Origin of the sequence: Bombella sp. ESL0385 (assembly GCF_009725755.1) — a bacterium.
Taxonomy (GTDB): domain Bacteria; phylum Pseudomonadota; class Alphaproteobacteria; order Acetobacterales; family Acetobacteraceae; genus Bombella; species Bombella pollinis.
Genome location: NZ_WNIJ01000001.1, coordinates 191,087 through 216,977 on the forward strand (window position 1 = coordinate 191,087; position 25,891 = coordinate 216,977).

16 protein-coding genes and 1 CRISPR repeat array are annotated in these 25,891 nt (G+C 52.5%); of the genes, 9 read left to right on the forward strand and 7 right to left on the reverse strand.

What is annotated here, in order from left to right:
• Positions 1 to 105 precede the first annotated feature (105 nt).
• The 6 genes from GM557_RS00920 (at position 106) to GM557_RS00945 (ending at position 12,738) form a co-directional block, all read left to right on the forward strand.
• The gene (locus GM557_RS00920; RefSeq protein ID WP_155573429.1) at positions 106 to 777 is read left to right on the forward strand and encodes an HAD family phosphatase; all 672 of its coding nucleotides are present in this window, start codon (positions 106 to 108) and stop codon (positions 775 to 777) included.
• Between the two features lie 38 nt (positions 778 to 815).
• On the forward strand, positions 816 to 2,279 hold the full coding sequence (locus GM557_RS00925) for a mannitol dehydrogenase family protein (protein WP_155572586.1): 1,464 nt from the start codon (positions 816 to 818) through the stop codon (positions 2,277 to 2,279).
• Between the two features lie 191 nt (positions 2,280 to 2,470).
• Positions 2,471 to 8,721: a CRISPR direct-repeat array (repeat unit 29 nt; unit sequence ATGTTCCCCGCCCTCGCGGGGATGAACCG).
• A 145-nt stretch (positions 8,722 to 8,866) separates the two neighbouring features.
• Complete coding sequence (gene cysG / locus GM557_RS00930) at positions 8,867 to 10,315, forward strand: siroheme synthase CysG (protein WP_155572587.1); 1,449 nt, start codon at positions 8,867 to 8,869, stop codon at positions 10,313 to 10,315.
• On the forward strand, positions 10,315 to 10,668 hold the full coding sequence (locus GM557_RS00935) for a DUF2849 domain-containing protein (RefSeq protein ID WP_155572588.1): 354 nt from the start codon (positions 10,315 to 10,317) through the stop codon (positions 10,666 to 10,668). The genes cysG and GM557_RS00935 overlap by 1 nt, the downstream gene beginning before the upstream one ends.
• Positions 10,665 to 12,347 (forward strand): nitrite/sulfite reductase, encoded by a 1,683-nt coding sequence (locus tag GM557_RS00940; RefSeq protein ID WP_155572589.1) that lies wholly within the window; start codon positions 10,665 to 10,667, stop codon positions 12,345 to 12,347. Before GM557_RS00935 ends, GM557_RS00940 begins: the two co-directional genes overlap by 4 nt.
• On the forward strand, positions 12,334 to 12,738 hold the full coding sequence (locus tag GM557_RS00945; protein WP_155572590.1) for a DUF934 domain-containing protein: 405 nt from the start codon (positions 12,334 to 12,336) through the stop codon (positions 12,736 to 12,738). The genes GM557_RS00940 and GM557_RS00945 overlap by 14 nt, the downstream gene beginning before the upstream one ends.
• A gap of 97 nt (positions 12,739 to 12,835) precedes the next feature.
• Here the strand turns inward: GM557_RS00945 and GM557_RS08875 are convergent, their stop codons facing one another.
• From GM557_RS08875 to tauD, 6 genes are all read right to left on the reverse strand, one after another.
• Positions 12,836 to 13,849, reverse strand: a complete 1,014-nt coding sequence (locus tag GM557_RS08875; protein ID WP_230880559.1) for a TonB-dependent receptor — start codon at positions 13,847 to 13,849, stop codon at positions 12,836 to 12,838.
• A 169-nt stretch (positions 13,850 to 14,018) separates the two neighbouring features.
• Complete coding sequence (locus GM557_RS08880; RefSeq protein WP_230880560.1) at positions 14,019 to 14,732, reverse strand: hypothetical protein; 714 nt, start codon at positions 14,730 to 14,732, stop codon at positions 14,019 to 14,021.
• The gene (locus GM557_RS08885; RefSeq protein ID WP_230880561.1) at positions 14,653 to 15,003 is read right to left on the reverse strand and encodes a TonB-dependent receptor plug domain-containing protein; all 351 of its coding nucleotides are present in this window, start codon (positions 15,001 to 15,003) and stop codon (positions 14,653 to 14,655) included. The genes GM557_RS08880 and GM557_RS08885 overlap by 80 nt, the downstream gene beginning before the upstream one ends.
• A complete protein-coding gene (locus GM557_RS08890) occupies positions 14,985 to 15,200 on the reverse strand; it encodes a hypothetical protein (protein WP_230880562.1) in 216 nt (71 codons plus the stop codon). The genes GM557_RS08885 and GM557_RS08890 overlap by 19 nt, the downstream gene beginning before the upstream one ends.
• Positions 15,201 to 15,332: 132 nt before the next feature.
• Positions 15,333 to 16,673 carry an amino acid permease gene (locus GM557_RS00955; protein WP_155572591.1) on the reverse strand — a complete coding sequence of 447 codons (1,341 nt, stop codon included), beginning with the start codon at positions 16,671 to 16,673 and terminating at the stop codon, positions 15,333 to 15,335.
• A 6-nt stretch (positions 16,674 to 16,679) separates the two neighbouring features.
• Positions 16,680 to 17,588 carry a taurine dioxygenase gene (tauD, locus tag GM557_RS00960; protein ID WP_155572592.1) on the reverse strand — a complete coding sequence of 303 codons (909 nt, stop codon included), beginning with the start codon at positions 17,586 to 17,588 and terminating at the stop codon, positions 16,680 to 16,682.
• A 473-nt stretch (positions 17,589 to 18,061) separates the two neighbouring features.
• Between tauD and GM557_RS00965 the strand changes: the two genes are divergently transcribed.
• Positions 18,062 to 18,832 carry a glucose 1-dehydrogenase gene (locus GM557_RS00965; RefSeq protein ID WP_155572593.1) on the forward strand — a complete coding sequence of 257 codons (771 nt, stop codon included), beginning with the start codon at positions 18,062 to 18,064 and terminating at the stop codon, positions 18,830 to 18,832.
• 94 nt (positions 18,833 to 18,926) lie between these two features.
• Here GM557_RS00965 and cysK read toward each other — a convergent pair whose 3' ends face one another.
• The gene (cysK, locus tag GM557_RS00970; protein WP_155572594.1) at positions 18,927 to 19,928 is read right to left on the reverse strand and encodes a cysteine synthase A; all 1,002 of its coding nucleotides are present in this window, start codon (positions 19,926 to 19,928) and stop codon (positions 18,927 to 18,929) included.
• 183 nt (positions 19,929 to 20,111) lie between these two features.
• Between cysK and GM557_RS00975 the strand changes: the two genes are divergently transcribed.
• Positions 20,112 to 20,564: an Rrf2 family transcriptional regulator gene (locus GM557_RS00975; RefSeq protein ID WP_155572595.1), complete on the forward strand. Its 453-nt coding sequence runs from the start codon at positions 20,112 to 20,114 to the stop codon at positions 20,562 to 20,564.
• A gap of 322 nt (positions 20,565 to 20,886) precedes the next feature.
• Positions 20,887 to 25,860 (forward strand): autotransporter domain-containing protein, encoded by a 4,974-nt coding sequence (locus GM557_RS00980; RefSeq protein ID WP_155572596.1) that lies wholly within the window; start codon positions 20,887 to 20,889, stop codon positions 25,858 to 25,860.
• Positions 25,861 to 25,891 lie beyond the last annotated feature (31 nt).

Genomic DNA, 25,891 nt, shown 5'->3' on the forward strand with positions numbered 1-25,891 from the left:
CTAAGAACCATATAAGGCAGATAAGGAGCATTCATGAGCAAGCACACGAATTTTCCGATTCCCGATCAGGCACCTGCTGCCATTCTGCCTACGGGGCGTTTGGAGATGATTATTTTTGATTGTGACGGCGTGTTGGTCGGTGGGGAGCATCTCTCTACCGCGTTGATGTCCGAAGACGCACGCAGCCACGGTTGGGATATCAGTGATGAGGAAGGCAATAAGCTTTTTGGCGGGGGTGAACTTGCCAAAATCGGCGAGATGATTGCTAAAGAAACAGGCGATAAACTGCCCGATGATTGGGATATGATTATGCAGAATCGCATCGTTGAGATGATGCGACAAAAGGCTAAAGAGGTTCCCGGTGCATCCAAAATGCTGCGGGATGTCGTTAATGAGATTCGCTTACCGATTCGTGTTGGTTCCAACTCCTCAGAGGCAGAGATGGAGGCTAAGTTCTCCAGCACGGGGCTGAATAAAATCCTCAAGGATGAGCGTATACATTCCGGTCGGGATTTAAATATGCCAAAGCCCCGCCCCGATATCTACCTCTATGGCGCAAAGCAGGAAGGGATAGACCCAGCACATTGCCTTGTGTTGGAGGATTCTGATGCTGGGGTAGAAGCTGCTCACCGGGCAGGAATGGCCTGTGTGTTGCTACGGGATTTAAACAAGCCTGCTCCATCTTGGCCGGGCCTGTTGCGTATTGAGCATCTAGATGAATTTGTCCCCTTGTTAAAGAAGATCATCGCTGCGCAGAAAGACCATCACAAAGGCTGAGTTTCTTCATAGTCGTAACCGTTTTTTGGAGACATGTTATGCTGACATATGAAGGTTTAAAAACATTACCGAAGAATGTCGCTGGCCCTTCTTACGATGTGCGTAAGGTTACATCGGGCATTGTTCATTTTGGTGTGGGTAACTTCTTCCGTGCCCATTTAGGGTATTATGTGGACCGTGTCTTGGCTTTGCCGGGGCAGGAGCAGTGGGGCATTACTGGGGTAGGGCTACGCTCGGGTGAACGCTCAGAGAAAAAGGCGGAGGAGTTTCGTGCGCAGGAGGGGCTTTACTCCCTGACGGAAATCGCCGCTGATGGTACGACACAAATTCGCGTGATGGGCGGGTTACGGGATTATCTGCAAGCCCCTGATGAGCCGGAAAAAGTGCTGGCTTTGTTGGCTGATAAGGCTACGAAGATCATCTCCATGACCATCACCGAGGGTGGTTATAATATTGATGAAACAACTGGGGAGTTTCGGCTTACACATCCAGAGGTGAAGGAAGACCTCGCAGACCCGCAACATCCTAAGACAGTCTTTGGCTATGTGGTGGAGGGTCTACGCCGCCGCCGTGAGGCTGGTCATGGGGGTTTGACGGTGATGTCCTGTGATAATTTGCGCCATAATGGGGATGTATCCCGTAAGGCTTTTGTTGGTTATGCGCGTGCTGTGGATGGCGAGCTTGCTCAGTGGATTGAGCAGAATGTCACCTTCCCCAACGCGATGGTGGACCGTATCACGCCATCTGTCTCCTCCGAGGGGAAAGCGAAGCTGAATGAGCGTAGCGGGTTGGATGACCTTCAGCCATTAATCTCGGAGGATTTTATCCAGTGGGTGATAGAGGATAGGTTTGCCGCAGGTCGTCCCGCTTTTGAGAAGGTAGGGGTAGAGTTTAGCGACCAAGTGAGTGCGTATGAGCATGCGAAGATTCGTATGCTGAACTCCAGCCATCTCATCCTTAGTGCTGCGGGGATGCTCTTGGGCTTGAAGCTCGTGGACCAAGTGTTAGCAGAGCAGCCTGTGCATAAGTTTGTGGATTTAATGTTGGAGAAAGACGTCATCCCAACATTAAAGGCTCCCCCTGGTGTAGATTTGCACAAATATAAGGCCACCTTGTTAAGTCGCTTTTCTAACAAAGCGATGGCGGACCAAGTGGCGCGTATCGCCTCCGATGCGACCTCTAAAGCACAAGTATTCTGGACGGAGACCGTCCGCGCTGTCCTTAGTGAGGGGCGGGAGCGTAGTCGTATTGTGTACTGCATGGCGTTATTGTTGGAGCTACTGCGTGGCAAGACGGAGAAGGGCGAAACCATTAAGCTGGAGGAGCCTTTCCTTAATGCCGATCAGCTAAAATCTGCGGCATCTAATGATTTTAAGGCGTCTATTGCTCTACCAGCCTTTGACGGATGGCGTGATTTGCTGACTCCTGAGATTGAGCAGGAGATTGCACAGGCGCGCGACGTTATTCGCCAAAAAGGTGTATTGGCGAGCCTACCTGTGTAACGCGTCGCACGGTTGATAGAAGGCTTAGTGAAAGAGGAGAGGGGAAACCTTCTCCTCTTTTTTATGGGATGGATGTAGGAGGTAGAAAATTGAGAAAAAGCTTGTAGGGAAAAGGATATTAAATTTATATTTAAGTTGGTACGGCCTTTGACATATGAATTATGTTTATAATACAAGCAGTTCTAGGAAGTATGTTCCCCGCCCTCGCGGGGATGAACCGCGAACTGGCTCTCTTTGTCGTCGGGGTCACGGATGTTCCCCGCCCTCGCGGGGATGAACCGCAACAGGGTAGGAGTAGTTTAATTATGGTCGAATGTTCCCCGCCCTCGCGGGGATGAACCGAAAGGCTTTGCAGACGGAGAAAAAGCTTTTTCATGTTCCCCGCCCTCGCGGGGATGAACCGATGAATATGGCCTTTCGACATTGCTAAACGCAATGTTCCCCGCCCTCGCGGGGATGAACCGTCCCTGTTAATGCATATCTTACCCCTAGACCGATGTTCCCCGCCCTCGCGGGGATGAACCGCAATTTCTGACTTGAAACAAACTTTCCAGAAAATGTTCCCCGCCCTCGCGGGGATGAACCTATATATTTACTTGACAAGTGACGAATACAATAATGTTCCCCGCCCTCGCGGGGATGAACCGAAAAACTTTCCCAAAACGATTAATACACTCTCATGTTCCCCGCCCTCGCGGGGATGAACCGAAGCCTATATTTATGCTCACTAATGACAAGAAATGTTCCCCGCCCTCGCGGGGATGAACCGAATACGCTTGGCCATATCCTTACACTCACTAGATGTTCCCCGCCCTCGCGGGGATGAACCGGCTCGTATGCTGTGCATACTATCCCTCTTCCTATGTTCCCCGCCCTCGCGGGGATGAACCGCAATATCGGGCCGGAGAAGACAGGTGAAGGAGATGTTCCCCGCCCTCGCGGGGATGAACCGTCATGGGTCCGCACGGTTTTGGGGAATATATCATGTTCCCCGCCCTCGCGGGGATGAACCGCTTCTTTCAATATAACCTATAGGGTAATGAGAATGTTCCCCGCCCTCGCGGGGATGAACCGGCCTTTTTATTTGCCAACCTCAATATTTATTAATGTTCCCCGCCCTCGCGGGGATGAACCGCGTAAATAACGCCATCCTTGCGGTTATCAATAATGTTCCCCGCCCTCGCGGGGATGAACCGAAAGTTTTCTCTTTAGGAGAAGAGGTATGACGATGTTCCCCGCCCTCGCGGGGATGAACCGGTGACTGACAAGAGGGCTTTCGGGTTTCATGAATGTTCCCCGCCCTCGCGGGGATGAACCGAATACTTGCGTTTTATTGTATTGGAATGTTGGATGTTCCCCGCCCTCGCGGGGATGAACCGTAAAACTATGAGCAAGGCCCGTCTCTCTACTGATGTTCCCCGCCCTCGCGGGGATGAACCGACGGATGTGGACACCCAATCTGACTTGAATGCATGTTCCCCGCCCTCGCGGGGATGAACCGTATCCATTCTTCCTCTTAACGAGGATGCTCCTATGTTCCCCGCCCTCGCGGGGATGAACCGTCAACAACACAGGTTTCAGACCCCTCTAATTCATGTTCCCCGCCCTCGCGGGGATGAACCGTACCACGCATCTCCTTTTTGCAACTGTGCATAATGTTCCCCGCCCTCGCGGGGATGAACCGTGTCGGTTTAGTATCAAAACGGTTGGTGGTGCATGTTCCCCGCCCTCGCGGGGATGAACCGGTGTTACGGTTTGGAAAGCCGATATTGGTAGTATGTTCCCCGCCCTCGCGGGGATGAACCTTTCCTGTGCAAATCGTCTGCAGCATAAAGCCCATGTTCCCCGCCCTCGCGGGGATGAACCGAGAGTCAGTTTGCATATATTTCGAGCCGTGTTATGTTCCCCGCCCTCGCGGGGATGAACCGGTCTTCCTTTCGTTTGTTTTTCTTTCGCAACAATGTTCCCCGCCCTCGCGGGGATGAACCGGCTCCCGATAGTGTGTTAGTGTAATGAATACTATGTTCCCCGCCCTCGCGGGGATGAACCGTAACGCAAGCTAAAAAGGTGCTGGGATTGTGAATGTTCCCCGCCCTCGCGGGGATGAACCGGTTATTTTGTTACAAATCGAACGAGCTCTGCCATGTTCCCCGCCCTCGCGGGGATGAACCGCAACGGTTTGGGTTTGTTCTGGAACTGGAATAATGTTCCCCGCCCTCGCGGGGATGAACCGAGGGGGAGGTAGAAAATGAATAGTTTCGATTTATGTTCCCCGCCCTCGCGGGGATGAACCGCAATGTCATGATAATCGGATGTTCTTTATTGAATGTTCCCCGCCCTCGCGGGGATGAACCGTAAAAAGGCCTCCCCTTAGTTTGTTTCTCTTTATGTTCCCCGCCCTCGCGGGGATGAACCGATATAGGAAAGGCCAAAAAAGCTCTAGCGGAAATGTTCCCCGCCCTCGCGGGGATGAACCGAGGCGACTATAGTTCCTCTTAGTGCGAAAGCCATGTTCCCCGCCCTCGCGGGGATGAACCGCATTTCAAGACGAATACGGCCTCGATACTCTTATGTTCCCCGCCCTCGCGGGGATGAACCGCACTAGCAGAGGAAATAAGGAAAGCTTATCATATGTTCCCCGCCCTCGCGGGGATGAACCGCCATCGCAAGGATAAAAACCGTTGCCAGCGATATGTTCCCCGCCCTCGCGGGGATGAACCGACCCAGTATCAGAGTGAGGATGAACTTGAGAAATGTTCCCCGCCCTCGCGGGGATGAACCGCTCATGACTGACACTCCGCAATCGGGCTATCCATGTTCCCCGCCCTCGCGGGGATGAACCGTATTTCCGGATATAGGAATGAGAGTGAAGAGGATGTTCCCCGCCCTCGCGGGGATGAACCGCCTATTTTATTCAGGCTTTTGTGTCGGTTTCGATGTTCCCCGCCCTCGCGGGGATGAACCGCTATTCCTACTCCACATAGAAGTTGCTCGAATATGTTCCCCGCCCTCGCGGGGATGAACCGGATACATCGAATTCACATCATAAACCCGCACGATGTTCCCCGCCCTCGCGGGGATGAACCGCATTGCCGCTGCCGCCGCCCCTTTACCCGTTCATGTTCCCCGCCCTCGCGGGGATGAACCGTTAACCCAATATTTGACAGCGGGTCAGGTTTCATGTTCCCCGCCCTCGCGGGGATGAACCGAAGCAAATGAAAGCACAGGCGGCGTTGCCGCAATGTTCCCCGCCCTCGCGGGGATGAACCGATTTATAATTCTATCCACAAATTCGGATATATATGTTCCCCGCCCTCGCGGGGATGAACCGGCAGTAGTAAATCTAATAATAGAGATACTGAAATGTTCCCCGCCCTCGCGGGGATGAACCGCAGTCTTTCAAATCGTATCGAGTCTATTACCCATGTTCCCCGCCCTCGCGGGGATGAACCGTAATGGCTTCGTGGTGTAAAAAACACACTGTCATGTTCCCCGCCCTCGCGGGGATGAACCGGGAAATATTTTTAACGAGGGTTACTTAACACAATGTTCCCCGCCCTCGCGGGGATGAACCGCGGATGTCATTACTGAGTCCTATAAAGCCGCGATGTTCCCCGCCCTCGCGGGGATGAACCGTCGACTATTCGAGCTACTTCTATGTGGTCGCGATGTTCCCCGCCCTCGCGGGGATGAACCGTTTTGCGAATTCACGCATTGCTCCCGTATTATATGTTCCCCGCCCTCGCGGGGATGAACCGGGTACATGGAGTTGACGTCATAAACCCGCACAATGTTCCCCGCCCTCGCGGGGATGAACCGGGAGTTCTTAAAAATGGTTCTGGGTGCGATTTATGTTCCCCGCCCTCGCGGGGATGAACCGAATACGCGTTGCATCGTGTTGACGAAAAACGAATGTTCCCCGCCCTCGCGGGGATGAACCGGCTTTCTTTACTAGCAAAGCCAAAATGACTTTATGTTCCCCGCCCTCGCGGGGATGAACCGGAGCTGCAAAAGCTTTCTTTACTAGCAAAGCAATGTTCCCCGCCCTCGCGGGGATGAACCGTAGATAGTCGACCTATGAGGTAGATTTATAATATGTTCCCCGCCCTCGCGGGGATGAACCGCCAGCAACGCAACACCCGCCCCCCTCGTGACCATGTTCCCCGCCCTCGCGGGGATGAACCGGGATGTCGTGGCTTATATCCCTAAAAGCCAAGATGTTCCCCGCCCTCGCGGGGATGAACCGTGAAATTGGACACTATGCAACGCGTTAATTTGATGTTCCCCGCCCTCGCGGGGATGAACCGAAAATACCTAGGAAAGATAGTGAAATAGGGGAATGTTCCCCGCCCTCGCGGGGATGAACCGTATCAGCAATATTTGATTTGGAAAGACGCGCAATGTTCCCCGCCCTCGCGGGGATGAACCGGGATGTCGTGGCTTATATCCCTAAAAGCCAAGATGTTCCCCGCCCTCGCGGGGATGAACCGTGAAATTGGACACTATGCAACGCGTTAATTTGATGTTCCCCGCCCTCGCGGGGATGAACCGAAAATACCTAGGAAAGATAGTGAAATAGGGGAATGTTCCCCGCCCTCGCGGGGATGAACCGTATCAGCAATATTTGATTTGGAAAGACGCGCAATGTTCCCCGCCCTCGCGGGGATGAACCGGCAACAGCGGACATCAGAGCGTTAGCACAAGAATGTTCCCCGCCCTCGCGGGGATGAACCGACGTGTTAGGATTAGCAGAGGCTCTTCGTAACATGTTCCCCGCCCTCGCGGGGATGAACCGGAGGGGGAGGAATACTGTCTATATGTAGCAACATGTTCCCCGCCCTCGCGGGGATGAACCGCCAGAACAGAGCTGATTGACGCCGGGTTACTGATGTTCCCCGCCCTCGCGGGGATGAACCGTGAAAAATGCCTATTTAAGATGCGCTTGGCCAATGTTCCCCGCCCTCGCGGGGATGAACCGGAAATACTTTTAACGTGTCAAAAAATAACCATATGTTCCCCGCCCTCGCGGGGATGAACCGTTATGAGCAAAGCCCGTCTTTCCACCGCAAAAATGTTCCCCGCCCTCGCGGGGATGAACCGACGTGCTAGGCTTGGCAGAGGCCTTGCGTAACATGTTCCCCGCCCTCGCGGGGATGAACCGTGCGTGTTGTTCTGCCAGAAGACCCCGGCCAAATGTTCCCCGCCCTCGCGGGGATGAACCGCCTTATATGATGTATATGAAAGGAAATTTTTTATGTTCCCCGCCCTCGCGGGGATGAACCGCTGATATTGGGAGTGAGGAGAGTTACACGTGAATGTTCCCCGCCCTCGCGGGGATGAACCGTAACAAGAGGTAAGGATGGAACGGCTCATCCTATGTTCCCCGCCCTCGCGGGGATGAACCGGACCTTGAGGCCTTTAATCAAAACGAGGTCCAATGTTCCCCGCCCTCGCGGGGATGAACCGTTGGTTTGTAGTTGACTTACATTAGTATTGAGATGTTCCCCGCCCTCGCGGGGATGAACCGGCCTTGACAGAGAAAATTATTTTCTAGACCGTATGTTCCCCGCCCTCGCGGGGATGAACCGGCTTTTCTGATAGTGAAAAAACTATTTCGGATATGTTCCCCGCCCTCGCGGGGATGAACCGTATATATTTACCTAACAAGTGATGAATATAATATGTTCCCCGCCCTCGCGGGGATGAACCGGCGGCATTCTGCAGGGACGAGTTCACTGAGATATGTTCCCCGCCCTCGCGGGGATGAACCGACACCTAAAGAATTGATCCAACGAGTGGGGAGATGTTCCCCGCCCTCGCGGGGATGAACCGTTATGAGGGCGGCTGGTATTTTAAAGCCAGAAATGTTCCCCGCCCTCGCGGGGATGAACCGGGTTCTCCCTCTACATGGAAAGCCCCCATTAAATGTTCCCCGCCCTCGCGGGGATGAACCATGGCAGCATTTTGCCACGATGGGCCCGCGTATATGTTCCCCGCCCTCGCGGGGATGAACCGTCTTTCTCAGACATTTCAGAAATGGTCTTGCTATGTTCCCCGCCCTCGCGGGGATGAACCGATGGACGATGGGGAATTGTCCAAGAACCGCTCATGTTCCCCGCCCTCGCGGGGATGAACCGAGATGGTCGAGCGTGCCCGCCATATCCCTGCAATGTTCCCCGCCCTCGCGGGGATGAACCGCAACGCGTCAATCTTCTCAATAACGCGGTGTCATGTTCCCCGCCCTCGCGGGGATGAACCGTCTTAACAAAAATATCTTCGTTGAGCGTCGTGATGTTCCCCGCCCTCGCGGGGATGAACCGAGCGTCCTCGGCCGCATCCAGACGCCCTTGATATGTTCCCCGCCCTCGCGGGGATGAACCGCCGAGATTGGTAGTGTGGAGAGTTATAAATGAATGTTCCCCGCCCTCGCGGGGATGAACCGCAGAACGGCAGAAGCGGGAAGAGGCGGTAGCAATTGGTAACTTTCAGAGGAAGGTTAGGCATAAAAACAACTAAAATTTATCGTTATTAAAAAAAACAACAAAATAATGAGTTGATTTTTGCACCAGATTTGACATGCTCCCTGCATGACGATGAAGCCCTTCTCTTATCTGCCGATTATGATGCGGACAGGCCAACGCGATGCCCTTCTCATTGGGGGGGGGCAGGTGGCGGTGCAGAAGATGCGCTTGCTTAAAGGGCGGTGCCGGCGGCTTCATATTTGGGCGGAGAGCGTGCATCCTGAGCTAGAGGCTCTCATTGCGCAGGGGCAGGCGGTGTTTCGTCAAGGGCGTGTTGAGGAGCAAGCCCTGCGAGAGATATTGCCGGAGATGGCTGTAGTCTTTGCCGCTACGGATGATGAGGCTGTTAATGAGATGGTGTCGCGGCAGGCTCATGCGTTGCGTGTGCCTGTATGCGTGGTGGATAATCAAGAGCTTTCCAGCTTTATTACCCCGGCGTTGGTGGATCGCTCCCCCGTGCAAGTGGCGATTACCACGGGGGGAGCCTCTCCCGTTTTAGCGCGCCGGGTGCGGCAGATGGTCGAGGCTATGCTCCCGGCTAGAGTGGGTGAGGCCGCACGGTTTATGCAGCAACAGCGCGGTTGGCTGAAGGCTCGCCTCCCGCATGTGAAGCAGCGGCAACGTGTGTGGGAATCCTTTGTGGATGGCCCTGCTTATGAGGCCGCTTTGGCGGGGGAGGAGGCTTCAGCCCGTCATCAGCTAGAGCAGCTTGTCGAGGCAGCGGAGGGAGTCGCCACGCGCCCGCAAGGGGAGGTGTGGCTTGTGGGGGCTGGGCCGGGGAATCCCGATTGGTTGACCCTTGCCGCCCTCCGTTTGATGCAAAATGCTGATAGTGTTTTATATGATAACCTCGTGGCTCCAGAGGTTCTGGACCGCGTGCGGCGGGATGCGGAGCGTGTGTATGTTGGCAAAAAGCGTAGCTATCATACGCTGCCGCAACGTGATATAGAATCCGAGCTTTTGCGCCGTGCCCAGCGGGGGGAACGCGTCCTACGGTTAAAAGGAGGGGACCCGTTTGTTTTTGGCCGTGGGGGTGAGGAGATGGAGAGTTTGCTCGCCGCGCATGTGCCGGTGCGGGTTGTCCCTGGCATTACGGCGGCGAATGGTTGTGCGGTAGCGGCGGGGATTCCGCTCACACATCGGGATTGTGCCCAAAGCTGCATTATGGTGACGGGTCATGCGCGCGCAGATGGTACGTTAAATCTGCATTGGCCCAGCCTTGCCCGTAAGGGGCAAACGGTGGTGATTTATATGGGGTTAAGCTCTATAGGGGAGCTATGCCAGCAAATGCAGGGGCATGGTCTGCCCGCCCATTGGCCTGTTGCGGTGATTTATCGTGGCTCCTGCCCGGATCAACGATGCGTCAAGGGTACGTTGGGCACAATTACCGCGCTTGTGCAGCAGCAGGGGTTGGAAAGCCCAGTCTTAATTATTGTGGGGGAAGTGGTGCAGCATCGTGGTGCGGTGGAGCCGCCGGCTGCTTCCAGTGAGAGCACATCAAAGGAGCGTGCGTGATGAAACGTCTATCCCGCCCGGGAGAGGGGGAAGTCCTATTGCTGACGGCAAATCGCTTGCTGGATGGCCGTATTGTTTGGCTTGGCGAGGGAGAGCATTGGCGTGAATCCATTGCTGAGGCAAAACGCTTTAGCTATGAGGAGGCAGGCCCTGCCTTAGAGCGTGCTTTGGCCGCAGCGGCGCAAAAAGAGATTGTGGCGATTTATGAAGTTGTCGCCCATGATACACAGCCGCCAGAGCCTGTAACAGCACGCGAAGTGATTCGTGCCCACGGGCCGAGTGTTCACCCTGATTTTTCGTATGACGATGCCCTAGCGCGGACCTCAGCGCAGGAGAAGGAGCGTGCGCAATGACTCAATCTAACTCACATTCTGTTGGGCATTATCAATATGAGGAGCGGGACCGGGGCTTTCTTCAAGAGCGGATTAATGAGTTTGAAGGCCAAGTGCGCCGCCGTCTTGCTGGCGAATTAAGCGAGGAGGAGTTTAAGCCGTTCCGTTTGATGAATGGCGTTTATCTTCAGCTTCATGCCTATATGTTACGCGTGGCGATTCCGTATGGTGTGTTAGATAGCCGCCAGCTGCATAAGCTTGCTGATGTTGCTGCGAAATATGACCGCAATTACGGCCATTTCACCACCCGGCAGAATATTCAGTTTAATTGGATTGCGTTGCAGGATATGCCAGCCATCCTGCGGGAATTGGCCGAGGTGGATATGCACGCCATCCAAACAAGTGGTAATTGCATCCGTAATGTCACCTCTGATGAGTTCGCTGGGGCGGCTAAGGATGAGCTGATGGACCCGCGCATCCATGCCGAGATTGTGCGGCAATGGTCCACTTTGCATCCTGAGTTCACCTTCCTGCCCCGTAAGTTTAAAATCGCGATTTCTGGTAGCCCAGAGGACCGTGTAGCGGCGCGCTTTCATGATATTGGCTTGCTGGCACGTCCTAGCGAACATGGCCCGCTCTTTCGCCTTTTTGTGGGGGGTGGTTTAGGGCGGACGCCCGTTGTTGGGCAGGAATTGTTCGATTCCGTGAGGGAAGAAGACCTCATCGCCACGCTAGAGGCCGTGTTGCGTGTTTATAATGCGTTTGGTCGGCGAGATAATCTCTATAAAGCGCGTATCAAGATTTTGGTGCAGACCATTGGGTTAGAGGCTTTCCGCAAAGCTGTGGAGGAGGAGCTTAGCCGCATGGACCGTGCGGCTTACCGCTTGACGCCGGAGCATGTTGCACAGATTCGGGCGCGTTTTGCTGTGCCGGACCTTCAAGCCCCAGCGGATGCGGCCTCTCTCTTTGAGCAGCATAAGCAGGCAGACCCAGCCTTTGCCCGTTGGGTGGCAAGCAATACGCACCCTCATCATCATGACAGTTATATTTGTGCGGTTGTTTCTCTCAAAACGCCGGGGGCTATCCCCGGTGATGTAACGGCAGAGCAAATGCACGGTCTGGCAGATTTATCCGCTCGTTATGCCTTTGGGGAAGTGCGGGTGACGCATTTGCAGAATCTGGTGTTTGGTCATGTGCGTAAGGACCAGCTTTATGATGTGTGGCAGGGCTTGCAGAAGCTTGACCTTGCCGCGCCGAATGTTGGGCTGATTAGCGATATTGTGAGCTGCCCCGGTTTGGATTATTGCAATCTGGCCAATGCGCGCTCCCTCCCCTTGGCGCAGAAATTGGGAGCCCGTTTTGGGGATGCAGCGTTGCAGGCTGAGATTGGGGCGTTGAGCATCCATATGTCGGGCTGCATTAATGCGTGCGGGCATCATCATGTGGGTAATATCGGCCTTTTGGGTGTTGATAAGCGCGGGGCCGAGACGTACCAGATTCTCCTTGGGGGGGATGGGGGAGAGAATGCCGCCATTGGCGGGATTTTAGGCCCTTCCTTTGCAGAGGATGAAGCCGTAGAGGCCGTAGCGCGGATTGTGGAGTTCTATCTCGCACAGCGGCAGAAGGGGGAAAGCTTCGCTGCTATGCTGAAGCGGTGCGGGCTGAGGGCCTTTAAGGAGGTGGCTTATGAAACTGTTTAATCTCAGCGGGCGTAAGACGTTAGAGGAAGCCTCCCCTGTGGCTTTTGCAGATTGGAAGGACGCTCCCCACGGTACAGCTATCTCTCTGCCTCAGGATGTCGAGGTGGAGGATTTACGCTCTCATCTCAACGAGCTGACCTTGATTGTGTTGGAGTTCCCCATCTTCCGGGATGGGCGGGCTTTTACGCAAGCGCGCTCTCTGCGGGAATATGAGGGGTATAAAGGGGAGATCCGGGCCTCTGGTCATCTTTTGCCAGACCAAGCGATTCACCTTAAACGCTGCGGGTTTGATAGTGTGGCCTTACCAGAGGAAGCCAATACGCAGGATTGGGACGAGCAGTTGAGCCGTTATCAGTTTTATTATCAGAATACTGCTGTTAGTTCTGCCTGAAGGGGCCATAAAAGAATCGTTGGAACGGCTTTACAGAATAAACAAGCCGGAAGGGATGTGATGTCCCCTCCGGCTTGTTTGTATCAGGGGTGTTGTTTTAGAACTCTGCCTTAACAGAGCCAAAGAACTGGCGGGGCGCACCAAGTAGGATGGGTTGGTTATTGTAAGCGGCCCCCTCTTTATTATCCATGGTGAAGCCATTTTGCCCCATAGTGGAGGCGTATTTTTGGTTTGCTAGATTATAGATGTTAAAAGAGAAGACAAGCTTCCGTACGGCGGTGGGGTTACGCATTCCAAAATGGGTTAAGTCCCATGAATAGATAAGCCCGAAATTGGCCAGCCAATAGCTTGGCAATTTATAATCACCAACATAATCATAGCTGCGTTTGCCATAATATTGGGTATCGATATAGGCTTGTAGATGCTGCCATTCGTAAGAGAGGCGGGCCTTGTATATAAAGCGAGGATAAGCAACGACTTGCCGTCCTTTTGTGGCATAAAGTGTGCCGCCGCTGCGTATATTTTGGTCATAAGTCGCTTTATCGTAGCTAACGCTATTAAATAAGGCGAGGCCGGGTAGTGGTGTGATGGTAATGGCACCATCCACGCCATTCATGGTTACACCCCCTACATTTTGTACAGTGGACGTATTGTTGGTGAGGATGGACCCAGCCCCCGCACTGCCTAGAATCTGCTGCAAGCGGTTATGGAAGTTAGTGCGGTATAGATAGAGGCTGCTTTGGATGAGATGGTCGGTGTAGCGGTAACCTCCGGTGAAGGTCCATGCGGTTTCTAGCTTTAGGCTGTCTTTTGTGGCGTTATACGCTAGTTGAGACACTGCAAAGGGGGAGTTGCTGGAGTTATAGCCCGACTGGCTGTAGGCATGGGCATTTTCCGAAATATCAAAGAATAATTCATGATGATGGAGAAAATGCCAATCCCCGCTAATATGGGGGAGGAAGGCTTTGGCCGTTGTTAAGCTTTCAGCATTGGCCAGAGCGGGAAAGCGAGGCCCCCAGTTGGTGGCATGGCCTACACGGGTTGTATTGAGGATGGACTTAAAGCCAAAATGCAGCGCAACGGATTTAATGGGATGGTAGGTGTCCTGCACATAAGCCGTGAAGCTATTAGTGTTGTAACGCTGGCCCCAAAGGGGTTTAGAGGCGTGCCGTCTGGGCTGTTGGGTTGTTGGTAGGCATAAGCGTAGGAATCATATTGGTTATTCTCGTACCAAAACCCTGTAGAAAGCTCATGCTGCTTTAAATGGTACTCAAAGGAGGTTACCCGCCAAAACGTTCGATGGAAGGATGGCGCACCTGCTCGAAGATAGGCCCGCCATTAAGCTGCACTGTATCGACACCATTTTGATACGCATAGGGGCTGGCATATGTGCCGTGCCCGGTTTCGCTATGGCCATAGAGGCTGCTTTTCCATGTTAAGTGGTCTGTAAGGGCGAGGTCTGCTTTAACCCCGCCGAAAAAGTCGGAGGAGCTAGCGGTACTATCGTAATAAGAGACGTCCTTAGGGTCTGTCAGCCCATTATAGGCAGCAGGATACCGCCCTTGTGCCGCATGATAAGCCTGTGCCCATGCGCCGGGCCGCCCGTAGAAATTATCTAATCGAGACCCGGCTTGATCCAGCCAGCTAGGGGCGTAATCCTGATAATTCACCATCTGGAGGGCATCCCAGTTAAAGAAGGCGGAGAGCTGGCTTCTCTCCCCAATCGGTTGGACGAGCTTAGCATTGACCTGTTGCATAAACTGGTCCCCACCGCCCTTCCATTTATCGCCCTGATTGCGCATGTATGAGACGTAGAACTTTGTACCACTCTCATTTAACGTACCGGAATCAAAACGGAAGAAGGAATGGAATAGCGCATTACTCCCAAAGGTCTGTGCGATGGTCCCGCCTAATTTATCCTTCGGATTGCTGGAGATGTAATTCAGGCTTCCCCCCCAGATTATTGGTGCTAGCTGTGCTTTCTGCCCCGGCACTTTGGGTGACCTCTAGCCGCTCCACATTTTCGGAAGAAATTGCCTGTAAAGGGTTCAGCCCGTTATAGTTACGGAAGGTTGGCTCACCAAGGGGCAGGCCATCTAGCGTCATGCCGATTTCACTTTGAACAAAGCCGTGCATGTAAAGTTGGGTAGAGTAGGTATCAATGCCTTGCGGGTCATCGGATTGGAATTGAACCCCCGGTAATTGAGCAAGGGTGCGTAATGGGTTGGTACCGGGCACTTGTTGTTCTAGCTGCTTGTGGCCCAATACAAGCTTGTCCCTTGCGTTAAATGGCGGGTATGGACGGATAGCGTCTCATACCCACCAGAGAGGCTTTTGCGCGCCAGACGCTGTGTATGAGCGCGTGTTTTAAGGGGCTGTGGGGTGTTTATTAGATGTTTTTTTGTTGTGGCACGGTGGGAAGGGGTTTGTGCCGCAACAGGCACAATAAAGGGTACGGACAAGCCCGTTAGGCCGCCCACAGGAGATGGCGTGGTTTCATGATGATTATCCAGTAAGGGGCTGGGACGAGGCGAGCGAGGGGGCTAGGCCGATAGCTCGCCTTAATTAGCTATGCGCAGAAAATGGATTAGGCCTTACCGCAGACATCGTTGAGAGAGTGCTAAGAGGCTGATGATGCTCAGCACGAGAATGACCGCTAAGGAGAGCAATGCATCTCCCCGTGCAGCGGGTAGAATGAGAAGAATAGCCCCTAAAATGGGGATGAGCAGGATTAATCCACGCGCCACGGGCATGGCTGTGGCTGTTTGTGATTGTCGGCCCCACAGCCAATAAGCAATGGCGATGATGAAATAGATAAAGAGGATCAACCCACCTGATGAGCCAAGTAGGACGGGGTAGAGTGTTTCTGGCGAGCCAATGGCCGAGGCAATGACGAGCAACTCCAACAAAGTTGTAAGCCGTAATGACCAGAGCGGTACATGGCGAGCGGTCTCAAGGGTTAGCTTTTGCGGGGCTAAGCGCAGGCTTGCGAGTTCCTTTAGTGTACGAGAGACAACATAAACCGCCGAGTTTAAGCAAGAGAGAACAGCTACAAGCGTTACCGCAATCGCGGCATAGCGCGCCAAGGGGACCTTGAGATATTCCAACACGCTGAGGAAGGGTGATTGCCCGACATGCACGTCACTCCACGGCAGAAGGGCGATAATGACCAAAACCGACCCAGCGTAGAAGAACAGCACTTGCAAAGGTAGCCGCCGCATAGTCCGTGCAATAGCGCGTAGGGGGCGATCACTATCGGTTGCGGCAATGATGGCAATTTCGCAGCCGGTGAAGGTCTGTACAATCATGGGCACAGCCCCGATGACAGCCCATCCCCCTTTAGGGAAGACCCCACCATGAGCAGTAATGTTCTGGAAGGCTATCGCAAAGGGATGGCCCGAAAGGGCTAGCCATCCTAAGCCAAGGGCAATAAACCCACCTAGAAAGAGTAGCTTAAAAATGGAAAGGCCTGTCTCTGCTTGTCCATAATGGCGGAGTGAAAGACGGTTAATAGACCAAGCGATGGCTACAAGGACGAGCGCACCCCATAAAGGGGCAATATGAGCCAGCCGCCCGATAATCATACCCCCGGCCACAGCTTGCGCTCCAGCGGTCACAGCCCAGAGGAAAGCATAGCTCCAACCTGTAATAAAGGCGGTGCGTGAGCCGATATGGGTGGCAATATGGGTAATAAAGGACCCTTGCCCGCGTGCGGTAATGGCTAAGCCGCCCAAAAGACGCATCACCAGCCAGACCACTAACCCTGCCGCAAGGTAGGAGAGCAGCACTGCAGGTCCTGCCGCAGCGATGGTGGCAGAGGTGCCGACAAATAGCCCCGCCCCGATGATCCCACCAATAGAGATCATCGCGACATGGATGCCCTTAAAACGGCTTTGGCTAGCACTAGCTGGTGATGGTGCGGGGGGGTGGGCCATCGGGCTTTAACCTTCCTGATGTCCGGGGCCAAAGGGACGTTCCCCGATGATGGTAACGCGGTTCATGATGCGCCGGGCAGGGAGATAGTCATTTACGGCATAATGCTGCGTAATGCGATTATCCCAAAACGCGACATCGCCTTCTTCCCACCGCCAACGGACGGAGAACTCCGGTTTTGTGGCATGACGGGTGAGATAAGCCAAGAGGGATGCACTCTCCTCGGGGTCAACATCATTGATTTCTGTTGTAAAGCCCTCATTAACAAATAGAGCTTTTTTCCCTGTCTCTGGGTGGATGCGGACAACAGGATGGGTCACCGGGGGATAAGCATCGCGCGTTTCGGCCCATTTTTTCCGTTCCGCTTCTGTCCGTCCATAACGGGAGACGGGGAAAGAGCGGAGGAAGTCATGCTGGGCGGTGAGGGGGTCGATCCGCTGTTTTAACCCTTCAGAAAGCGCATCATAAGCGGCAGTGCCACTGGCCCAAATTGTATCACCACCGCCTGTCTCCGGTAAGAGACGGCTTGTGAGGACAGCACCTAAAGGTGGGTTTTGCTGGAAGGTAACATCAGCATGCCAGAGGGCATTATCGCGTAGGTCGTTCTTGGCTGTGTCCAGCACAATGGCCTCAGGTACATCGGGCACAGTCGGGAAGATAGGATGGAGATGAAGCTTGCCAAAATTACGGGCAAAGTCTCGCTGTTGAGCTGGGCTAATGGTCTGCTTACGGAAAAAGAGAACCTCATAGCGTAATAATAGCTGATGAAGGGTGTCTTTTTGCTCTGCGGAGAGCGGTTTGGAAATATCGATCCCCTCGATAATCGCCCCGATGGCAGGGCTGAGGGGAGTCGCTTTAATATCCGCATTAGCGGGTGAGGGAAAGGATGGGGCGAAGGCAGCGGCAGTAGATACCATGATGAGCACTCCTAAAAAGCGATTATGTATCGTTATTAAGTAAAACAACGATTCATATGTACATAATGATATAAATAATCATTTTGAAAAGTGAAAATTAGCAAAAACGCGATTATTTTTTATAGCTTATTGTTTTATAAGGATTAATTAAGGGTAAGACGCGAGGGATTTTGTCCGATTCGGAGGGAGGGAGTCATTTAAAAACTTTTTAAATGACTATTATTAGTCGTGTTAATTGCCTTTTGAGGGTAGCCATAGCTAATTGCTCTAATCGGTTTGCTCTATAGGCATGGAAGATATGCAGCTTAGGGTGAGGGTGTCCATTAAGGGCTGAAAATGGCGGCTTATGGCTCTGCTCACCCTCTAAAACCAGTGCGATGAGCCAAAGTACGGGTGTTATTTTGATGTAAGTTCAGATGGTTTTATGCAAAGACGGTTATGTGACACAGACCCTTTATCTGAGGAGATGACAGATGGGACGGATTTCTGGAAAGATCGCATTAGTCACCGGTGGTGGTAGCGGCATCGGTAAAGGCATCGCCGTACTTTTGGCTAAAGAAGGGGCCAAGGTCATCGTTGCGGACCTCAACCCAAAGGGTGGTGAAGAGGTCGTAGAAGAGATTCGCAAAGCTGGTGGCAAAGCATGCTTCTTACCGCTGAACGTGGCGAAAGAAGATGAGTGGAAAAAGACGATGGCCGCCATCAAAGAGCATGATGGCCGTCTGGATATTGTCGTCAATAACGCTGGTATCGCTTTTGATGGTACGATTGAGAGCACCTCTTTGGAGGAATGGCGGCGTGTGCAGTCCATCAATTTGGATGGTGTCTTCCTCGGTGTGAAATATGCCGTTGCTGCGATGCGTGAGCTGAATGGTGGGGATGGCGGGTCCATCGTCAATATGTGCTCCAGCTCGGCTCTGGTAGGGATTCCCAACCTCGCTGCTTATGGCTCCTCCAAGGGTGGGGTGAAGATGCTGACCAAGTCCGCTGCGCTGCATTGTGCGCGTAAGGGCTATAAGATCCGCGTCAATAACGTCTGCCCCGGCTACATCCAAACACCGCTGGTTGATGAACTGACCCGCACAGATAAAGCTGCTTATCAGCATCTTGTGGATATTCACCCTGTCGGTCATCTGGGTACGCCAGAAGATGTGGCTTATGGTGTGCTGTATCTGGCCTCTGATGAATCCAAATTCGTCACCGCTACCGAGCTGGTGATTGATGGTGGTTACACCTCCGAGTGAGGTAAAGCGCGCTTACGATGCGTTACTAAAAAGGCCTGCTCCCTTGGGGGCAGGCCTTTCCTTTTAGGTAGATTGCCTCTTAGGCAGGCTCGTCTTACAAGCCAGAAAAGAGAGCGGTTGAGAGGTAGCGTTCAGCAAAGTCAGGAATGACGGCAACAATGGTTTTGCCTGCCCATTCATCTTGTTTGGCAAGCTCCATCGCCGCAAAGAGGGACGCCCCGGAGGAAATACCAATAGGTAGCCCTTCTACCTTGGCGCAGAGGCGCGCTGTGGTAAGAGCGTCATGCTCAGCAACAGGGATGACTTTATCAATAGCGCGGATGTCCAATGTCTCAGGCTTAAAGCCCGGTCCAAGGCCCTGAATCCCATGCGGGCCGGGGTCATCCCCATTAAGGACAGCACTTTCAGAAGGTTCCAACCCGAAGACTTTAAGCCCTTCTTTGCGTGGTTTAAGGGCATGGGCAATCCCAGAGGCTGTCCCGCCTGTGCCTAACCCGGCTACGATGGCATCAACCTGCCCTGCTGTATCAGTCCAAATCTCCTCAGCGGTGGTTTTTTCATGCACGTGTGGATTGGCAGGGTTTGTAAACTGGCTTGGCATCCACGCATCTTTAGTCTGTTTGAGGATTTCTTCTGCTTTGCGGATAGCCCCTTTCATTCCTTGTTGAGCCGGTGTTAGCTCCAAGGTAACGCCAAGGAGAGCCATCATTTTACGTCGCTCTAGCGAGGCACTTTCGGGCATCGTGACGATGAGCTTATAGCCCATAGAGGCCGCGGCAAAGGCTAAGCCAATCCCTGTATTGCCAGAGGTTGGCTCAACAAGGACGGATTTGCCCGGTGTGATGAGGCCCTTTTCTTGCGCATCACGCAGCATTGCCACGCCGATACGATCTTTAACGGAGGCAAGCGGGTTAAAGAACTCTAATTTGAGTAACACATGAGCTTTAAGATGCTCTTGTTTGGTAAGATGGGGAATGGCCACAAGCGGTGTGCCGCCCACGACTTCCAAAAATGAAGGATAAACCTGCCCACGCGGTGTTGCAAAGGCTGTTTTGGAGAGTGGAAAAGGAACAGAAGTGGAGGATGACCCTGACATGTGCGGTACTCCTTGTCAGATGGAAAGGTGGCCTTAAAAGACCGGCCTTCAATATTTATAGCTCTACCTTAACCGATTGTAAGGGCAATACGCAAAGAAAGGCGGTTAAAATTATAATTCCCTTTTTTCTATCGTAAAATGCGGTAAAATGGGAGGCGCAGCTCTGCTTATGAGGATGATATTATGTACTTAAAGACAGACCGTATCCTAACAGCTTTGTCCATCATGTTGGATGTCGCCTTTTATGCGGGGCGGTCTGGTGTGGCGAGCGGGGCTGATATTGCACAGCGTAGCGGGCTTTTGCGACGGGGAATCGAGCCTGTTTTACAGGCACTCTCACGGGCAGGCTTATTAGATAGCATACGTGGCCCCAAAGGGGGCTATCGGCTAGGGCGTTCACCTCGTGTTGTGAACTTGCATGAGATTGCCAGTGCCGTAGGGGCGTACGATTCGTCTTGCTTCCCGGTGGAGCAGGATAATCCTTTAAGGACACTTGTGATGAAGCCTTTATGGGAAGAGTTAAATGATGGCATAAAAGGCAAGTTAGGCAATATTACGTTAGCAGATTTGCTACAACAAGCAGAACGCTTAGGGTTGGAGCGTCCGCGGCAGATTCCTATCTCATTCACTATTTAAAAAAATAGTTTTTTAGAAATAAACAATAAAAAAATATTTTTTTTACTTTGCTATACAACAAGGCGTAATCCTTCTCATCTCGATAATTTACTTATCCAATACACAGCCAAAAGGATGTTTTCTTTTCCATTACTTTTGGATGGAAAACCATTAAAAAATTATATCCTTTTTTCATCCTTGTAATAAAAAAATTATTTTTGATTAATCTATATTGATATAGCGTTAATTCTTGGTTACCTTAGCGTAAGGTTTTTATCTGTAACGATACGAGTCTTTGAGAGCCCATTTCAGTGGGTGTGGTTCTTGGGCGCGGGGAGGAAATATGCGCAACAAACTCTTGTTTACAGCGGCATTGTTCTGCGTAGAAATGACGCCGTTCGGGCGTATTTATACGCCTGCCCGTGCAGCTGATGCTTATGATGCTGCTGTAACGGGTCTTGATGATTCTGGTGTGACGGGTGTTTATAACGCTAATGGTGACCTTTCCGGTGACACCGATCATCCGACAAATGCTGTTGCCTCGCAGATTTTAGAGCGCGAGAAAGCAAGCCTGCCAACGGGTCCTAATGGGGTCAAAAGTGGCTTCTTTGGGCAAGGCACGGCTTACGTTACAGATACAACAAATAACAAAAAGTTGCCGTTCGTTCAGGCGTCTTCTGGGATGATGGTTGGTGCGGGTTCTGACCCAGCATCAACACAGAAGAATAATATTGTGACTCTGGATAAGACTATTAATTATGATGGTTATACTCTTGTCCGGGGTAATGGGAGTTTGGTCCTTCAGAATGGGGGGACAATCAACTCGCAAGGTGTGACAGAGGTTGGCTATTTGGCCAAAGATGCGGCTCACATGATTGTGGACCGTAACAGTGCCTTACATATGAATGGTGATGTAGCGGGCGCAACGCCGAATACCATCATTGGCTCTTTGATCGTTGGTAATAATGACCCAACACCTGATACGACTGGGACGATTACTAGCTCGGGCAATAGTGAGCTTATTGTCCAAAATGGTGGTGCTGTTACGGCGCGTACTGTTTCCGTCACGAACTATGTCGGTGGGAATGGTGGCGTTATTTACGTCACGGGTGATGGGTCTCAGCTTGTTGCTGGTGATGGTGGCCTCACAATCAATAGCGGCAAAGGTGTTGTCCTTGTCGATCGTAGTGGTGTGATTGAGAGTAAGGGTGTTATCTCCTTCGGTGATGCTCAGCTCGTTAGCACGACTGATGGGGCGCAAAATGGTAATAACGGCACCACGAATGACGTTTACGATACTGTACGTGGCAACTTGATTGTTGGGCGGCGTGGTACTCTTATTGCTGGGGATAGTGAGGTTGCATTAACCAACACTATGCCTGATGGCAGCACAGATAATGGCCTGACAGGGCATCAGCAGGTCGTTTATAATTACGGTCGCACGGATGGCATTACGCAGAATTATGGCCAGAATGCTATCGTCTCCAATGTTGATTATCCTCAGAGCACACAATTCTCCATCATAGATGGTACATTGGCAAACCGGACGGATGCTGGCTCTGATGGGAAGGGTGTTGACCCACTCCATACGGATATGAATATTGGCATCGCTGGTACAGCTACCTTTAATGCCACAAATGCCGCTGTTAATGCCTCCACGCCGTTAGATCCAATTAGTGGTAAGCAGGATGCAACGGGTATTACTGTTGCTGGTGATATTGCCAACTATAAAGATGTGTCTGGCAACAGCTATACGGGGAGCTTGAATAAAACAGGCTCTGGGACATTGACCCTGCTGGGGAATAATACTTACACCGGCACAACAACTGTCCAAGATGGTACATTGCAGTTGGGTGGTATTGTTGGGTCTTCCACACCATCCACGCCGTATGATCAACGTTTGGCTGCGCGTACATTGGAGCATAATACTCAAGGTTCGGCTGCGTCCTATAAGGGCAGTCAGGCCTATAATAGTGCTCTGCAAGATGCATATAATCAGGCCGGTAAGATTGATCCTTCTAGCGCGATTACTATCGGCAAAACGGGTACGGTCAATCTTGCTTGGGCTACAAATACGCTGGCTGATACACCTAATAATCCTAACCATTCGCCCAATAGTGCAGCGCGTGAAAATTATCGCGTTATCTCCAATAATATTTCCGGGCAAGGTCAGCTTCTGCGTGATGCGACAGACGGGGTTATTGGTGAGTCCGTAAATGTCTTAGACCAGGCAAATAGTGTTACTCATCTGACGGGTCAGGTTAATTTGACTCATGTTGATGGTAGCCCTGAGACGGCCCTTCTACTGCGGAAGGGGAACCTCGCGGTTGACTCCTATGCAGGTAAGACAGGTGCTATCAATATTACCGGTGGGGGTAATGTTGTCATCGGGAGCGATCTTGGTGGTCAGAAAGATTACACCAACGATAAAGCTGCACGGGGTGACGATAATAACCGGTTTATCCTACAAAATGGTGGTAGCTTAACCACCGATGGTAATATGGTCATCGCTGATAAGGCCGCTGGTGTTGGTAATGTTATCGTCACTGGTAAAAATGTGACGGGTGATTTGCCCTCTGGCCAAGGTGATACAGGGGCAACATCTAGTCTGACCTTGAAGAATACCGGCAATACAGGCAACCTTGTTGTGGGTAATGCTGGGACTGGCTTCTTAACGGTAGGTGAGCGCGGGACGGTTGCCGTTGGCGGTAACCTGACACTTGGTAAAGAGGCAGGCTCTTACGGTGTCTTGACCGTTGGTAATGGGATTTACGGGAACCACAATACGGATGTGGTGTCTCGTGTAGATCTTACCGGCACGGGCAGCACTGGTAACTTGGTTGTCGGTGGTCAAGGTTATGGTAACGTAAGCTTGCAGAGCGGTGGCGAGATTTCAGCTTATAGCGTTAGTGTTGGTGGTACACCGGGCAGCACGGTTGGCGTTGGGGCTATTCCGCCGGGCTTGGCAACGGATGCTAATGCATTGGATGGTGGTCAGCTCCTCAATATCGGCAAGGGTGGCTTGACGATTGGTGAAGATAAGCAGGATGCGACTCTGTATGCTGTTGGGGTGACCCATGGTGGGACCATCAACAGTGAAGGTCAGGTCCGCATTACGCGGGATGGCTTCTTGAAAGTTGGTGATGGTGATGCTTCCTTCGCCACGGTCAAGAAGGGCACGTTGATTGCTGGTGATGTTGGAGGCAATCCGGGTATTGTCAGCACATCCACTCAGGCCAATGCGTTCACGTTGTTTGGTAACGGTGTTATCCAGAATCGTCAGGGCTCTGACCTGCACATCGCGTCTGATATTTATCTCTCTGATGGGCATTATGCGACAGATGTTCGGCGTGGGACGTTCGACACCAACGGTCAGAATACCTACATCATGGGTAATTTGTTAGATCGTGGCCAAGGTGGGCTTGTCAAAACAGGTGCAGGTACCCTCTATATTAATGGGCACCAGAATAACTACACGGGTCAGACAGTCATTGATCAGGGCGCATTGGCTCTGGGGACAGATGATGGCGTGGCCTCTGATGTGAATCTGTCTTCTTCTGCAGGGTTGAGCGTTGGTGACGGCGGCAAGCTTACAGGTAATACGAAGCAGGACGTGAATGATTATGGTGCGGCTCCTGTAACGACTGTTGCCGGTGGTGGTACGCTTGAGGCGAACTGGGGTCATTCTACCGGTACGTTGAATATCGGTGCGCTGAATCACACAGGTACCGCCCTGACGATGAATGGCACTGATGGCCATCAGTCCATCTTGTCTGTCGGTGCGGGGACAACCGCAACGAATAATCGCATCGTCTTGCAGAATGCGACAGCTTATACGCCAAATGCGAGCGCGGGGGATCTCACTCTGCGTGATGGTGATGCGACAACGACCCCGACGGGCAAGACGGTTAGCGGGAGCTTTAGGCAGCTTACCAGTGGTGAGATCCACGTTAATGGTGATGCGGCTCTTAATAGCGCAACGCTCAATGTTCAGCGGACGGGCGATGGCCGGATTTTTGCTGGTGATGCGTATCGTATCTTAACAGCAACCGGTAAAGTGACAGCAAATCATGATAACGCCTTGACGGGGAACCTAGGGACAGGCTCGCTGTTCGTCGCGCCTTACACCGTGTTCGAGGATCATGCTGTTGATATTATCTACGATCGTAGTGATGTCTCCTTCAGCAGTGTGGCCAACACCCGTAACGAAGCGGCTGTTGGCCATGGGTTGGATAGCCTGCCGAGTAGTAGTGATGTTGTGAGAGCCGTTTCTGGTGTGATGACGGCTCAAGAAGCACGTCGGGCTATGAATAACCTCTCTGGTGAAATTCATGCGTCTGCCCGTACGGCTCTTATCCAGGATAGCTACCTGCTAGAGCAGGCTGTGCTGGATAGGCTGGCAGATGCTGGTTGCCATGATGGTGATTATGTCTCCTCTCAAGGGCGGTATGACTTCTATACACGGCGCAAGGAATCCCGTTGCTATCGTGATCATGCTGTCATGTGGGGTCAGGCTTATGGGAGCATGGGGCATAATGGCGGCGGCGGTAGTGTCGATGCCTTGCACCATCAGACCGCAGGCTTTGTTATAGGGGCGGATGCTCCGGTGGCCAATCGCTGGCGTGTTGGTGGCATGATTTCCTACGGGCATTCCATGTTCAACACAAACAGAGCGAGCAATTCCTCTGGTAACAGCAATAACATCAGCATTGGTGCCTATGCTGGGTCTCATTGGGGGCGGTTCAACTTGAAGTTGGGCGCGTTCTACACATGGAACTTGATGAATACGCGCCGCCATGTTGATGTGCTTGGCTTTGGTGGGCGCCAGACAAGCCATTATCGTGATGGTACGGCACGCGCCTTTACGGAGCTGAGCTATAAGATGAATGTCGGCAAGCTCCAGTTTGAGCCGTTTGTCGAGGGGGCTTATGTAAACCAATATGCGGGTAGCTTCCACGAACATGGGGCGGCGGCTCTTTACAGCCACTCCGGGAACCGCAGCGTTGGCTTTACGACCTTCGGCTTCCGTACGGGTCAGGACTTCCGGATTGGTGATTTGCGGATGCATGCCCATGTCATGGCCGCTTACCGGCGGGCTTATGGCTCCTTGGGGTCTAGCCGTGGGCAGCGTTTCCTCGATGGTGGGGATAATATGAACATCACTGGTGTGCTGCTCTCCCGTGATGCTGCTGTGACGAAGGCTGGTGTCTCCGCTAAGCTGACGAATCGGATTGACCTTGACCTGTCCTATATCGGGCAATACGGGAACCACTCTATTGATAGTGGGGCCACAGGGTCTATTAAGGTTGCCTTCTAATGAGAAAGCCCCCGGGGTTTATCCGGGGGCG

Excerpts from the sequence above, each read along its gene's own strand:
- cysG (WP_155572587.1), top strand. The coding sequence starts at position 8,867 with ATGACGATGAAGCCCTTCTCTTATCTGCCGATTATGATGCGGACAGGC.
- GM557_RS00975 (WP_155572595.1), top strand. The coding sequence starts at position 20,112 with ATGTACTTAAAGACAGACCGTATCCTAACAGCTTTGTCCATCATGTTG.
- GM557_RS00920 (WP_155573429.1), top strand. The coding sequence starts at position 106 with ATGATTATTTTTGATTGTGACGGCGTGTTGGTCGGTGGGGAGCATCTC.
- GM557_RS00945 (WP_155572590.1), top strand. The coding sequence starts at position 12,334 with ATGAAACTGTTTAATCTCAGCGGGCGTAAGACGTTAGAGGAAGCCTCC.
- GM557_RS00935 (WP_155572588.1), top strand. The coding sequence starts at position 10,315 with ATGAAACGTCTATCCCGCCCGGGAGAGGGGGAAGTCCTATTGCTGACG.
- tauD (WP_155572592.1), bottom strand. The coding sequence starts at position 17,588 with ATGGTATCTACTGCCGCTGCCTTCGCCCCATCCTTTCCCTCACCCGCT.
- GM557_RS00965 (WP_155572593.1), top strand. The coding sequence starts at position 18,062 with ATGGGACGGATTTCTGGAAAGATCGCATTAGTCACCGGTGGTGGTAGC.
- GM557_RS00955 (WP_155572591.1), bottom strand. The coding sequence starts at position 16,673 with ATGGCCCACCCCCCCGCACCATCACCAGCTAGTGCTAGCCAAAGCCGT.
- GM557_RS00980 (WP_155572596.1), top strand. The coding sequence starts at position 20,887 with ATGCGCAACAAACTCTTGTTTACAGCGGCATTGTTCTGCGTAGAAATG.
- GM557_RS00925 (WP_155572586.1), top strand. The coding sequence starts at position 816 with ATGCTGACATATGAAGGTTTAAAAACATTACCGAAGAATGTCGCTGGC.
- GM557_RS00940 (WP_155572589.1), top strand. The coding sequence starts at position 10,665 with ATGACTCAATCTAACTCACATTCTGTTGGGCATTATCAATATGAGGAG.
- cysK (WP_155572594.1), bottom strand. The coding sequence starts at position 19,928 with ATGTCAGGGTCATCCTCCACTTCTGTTCCTTTTCCACTCTCCAAAACA.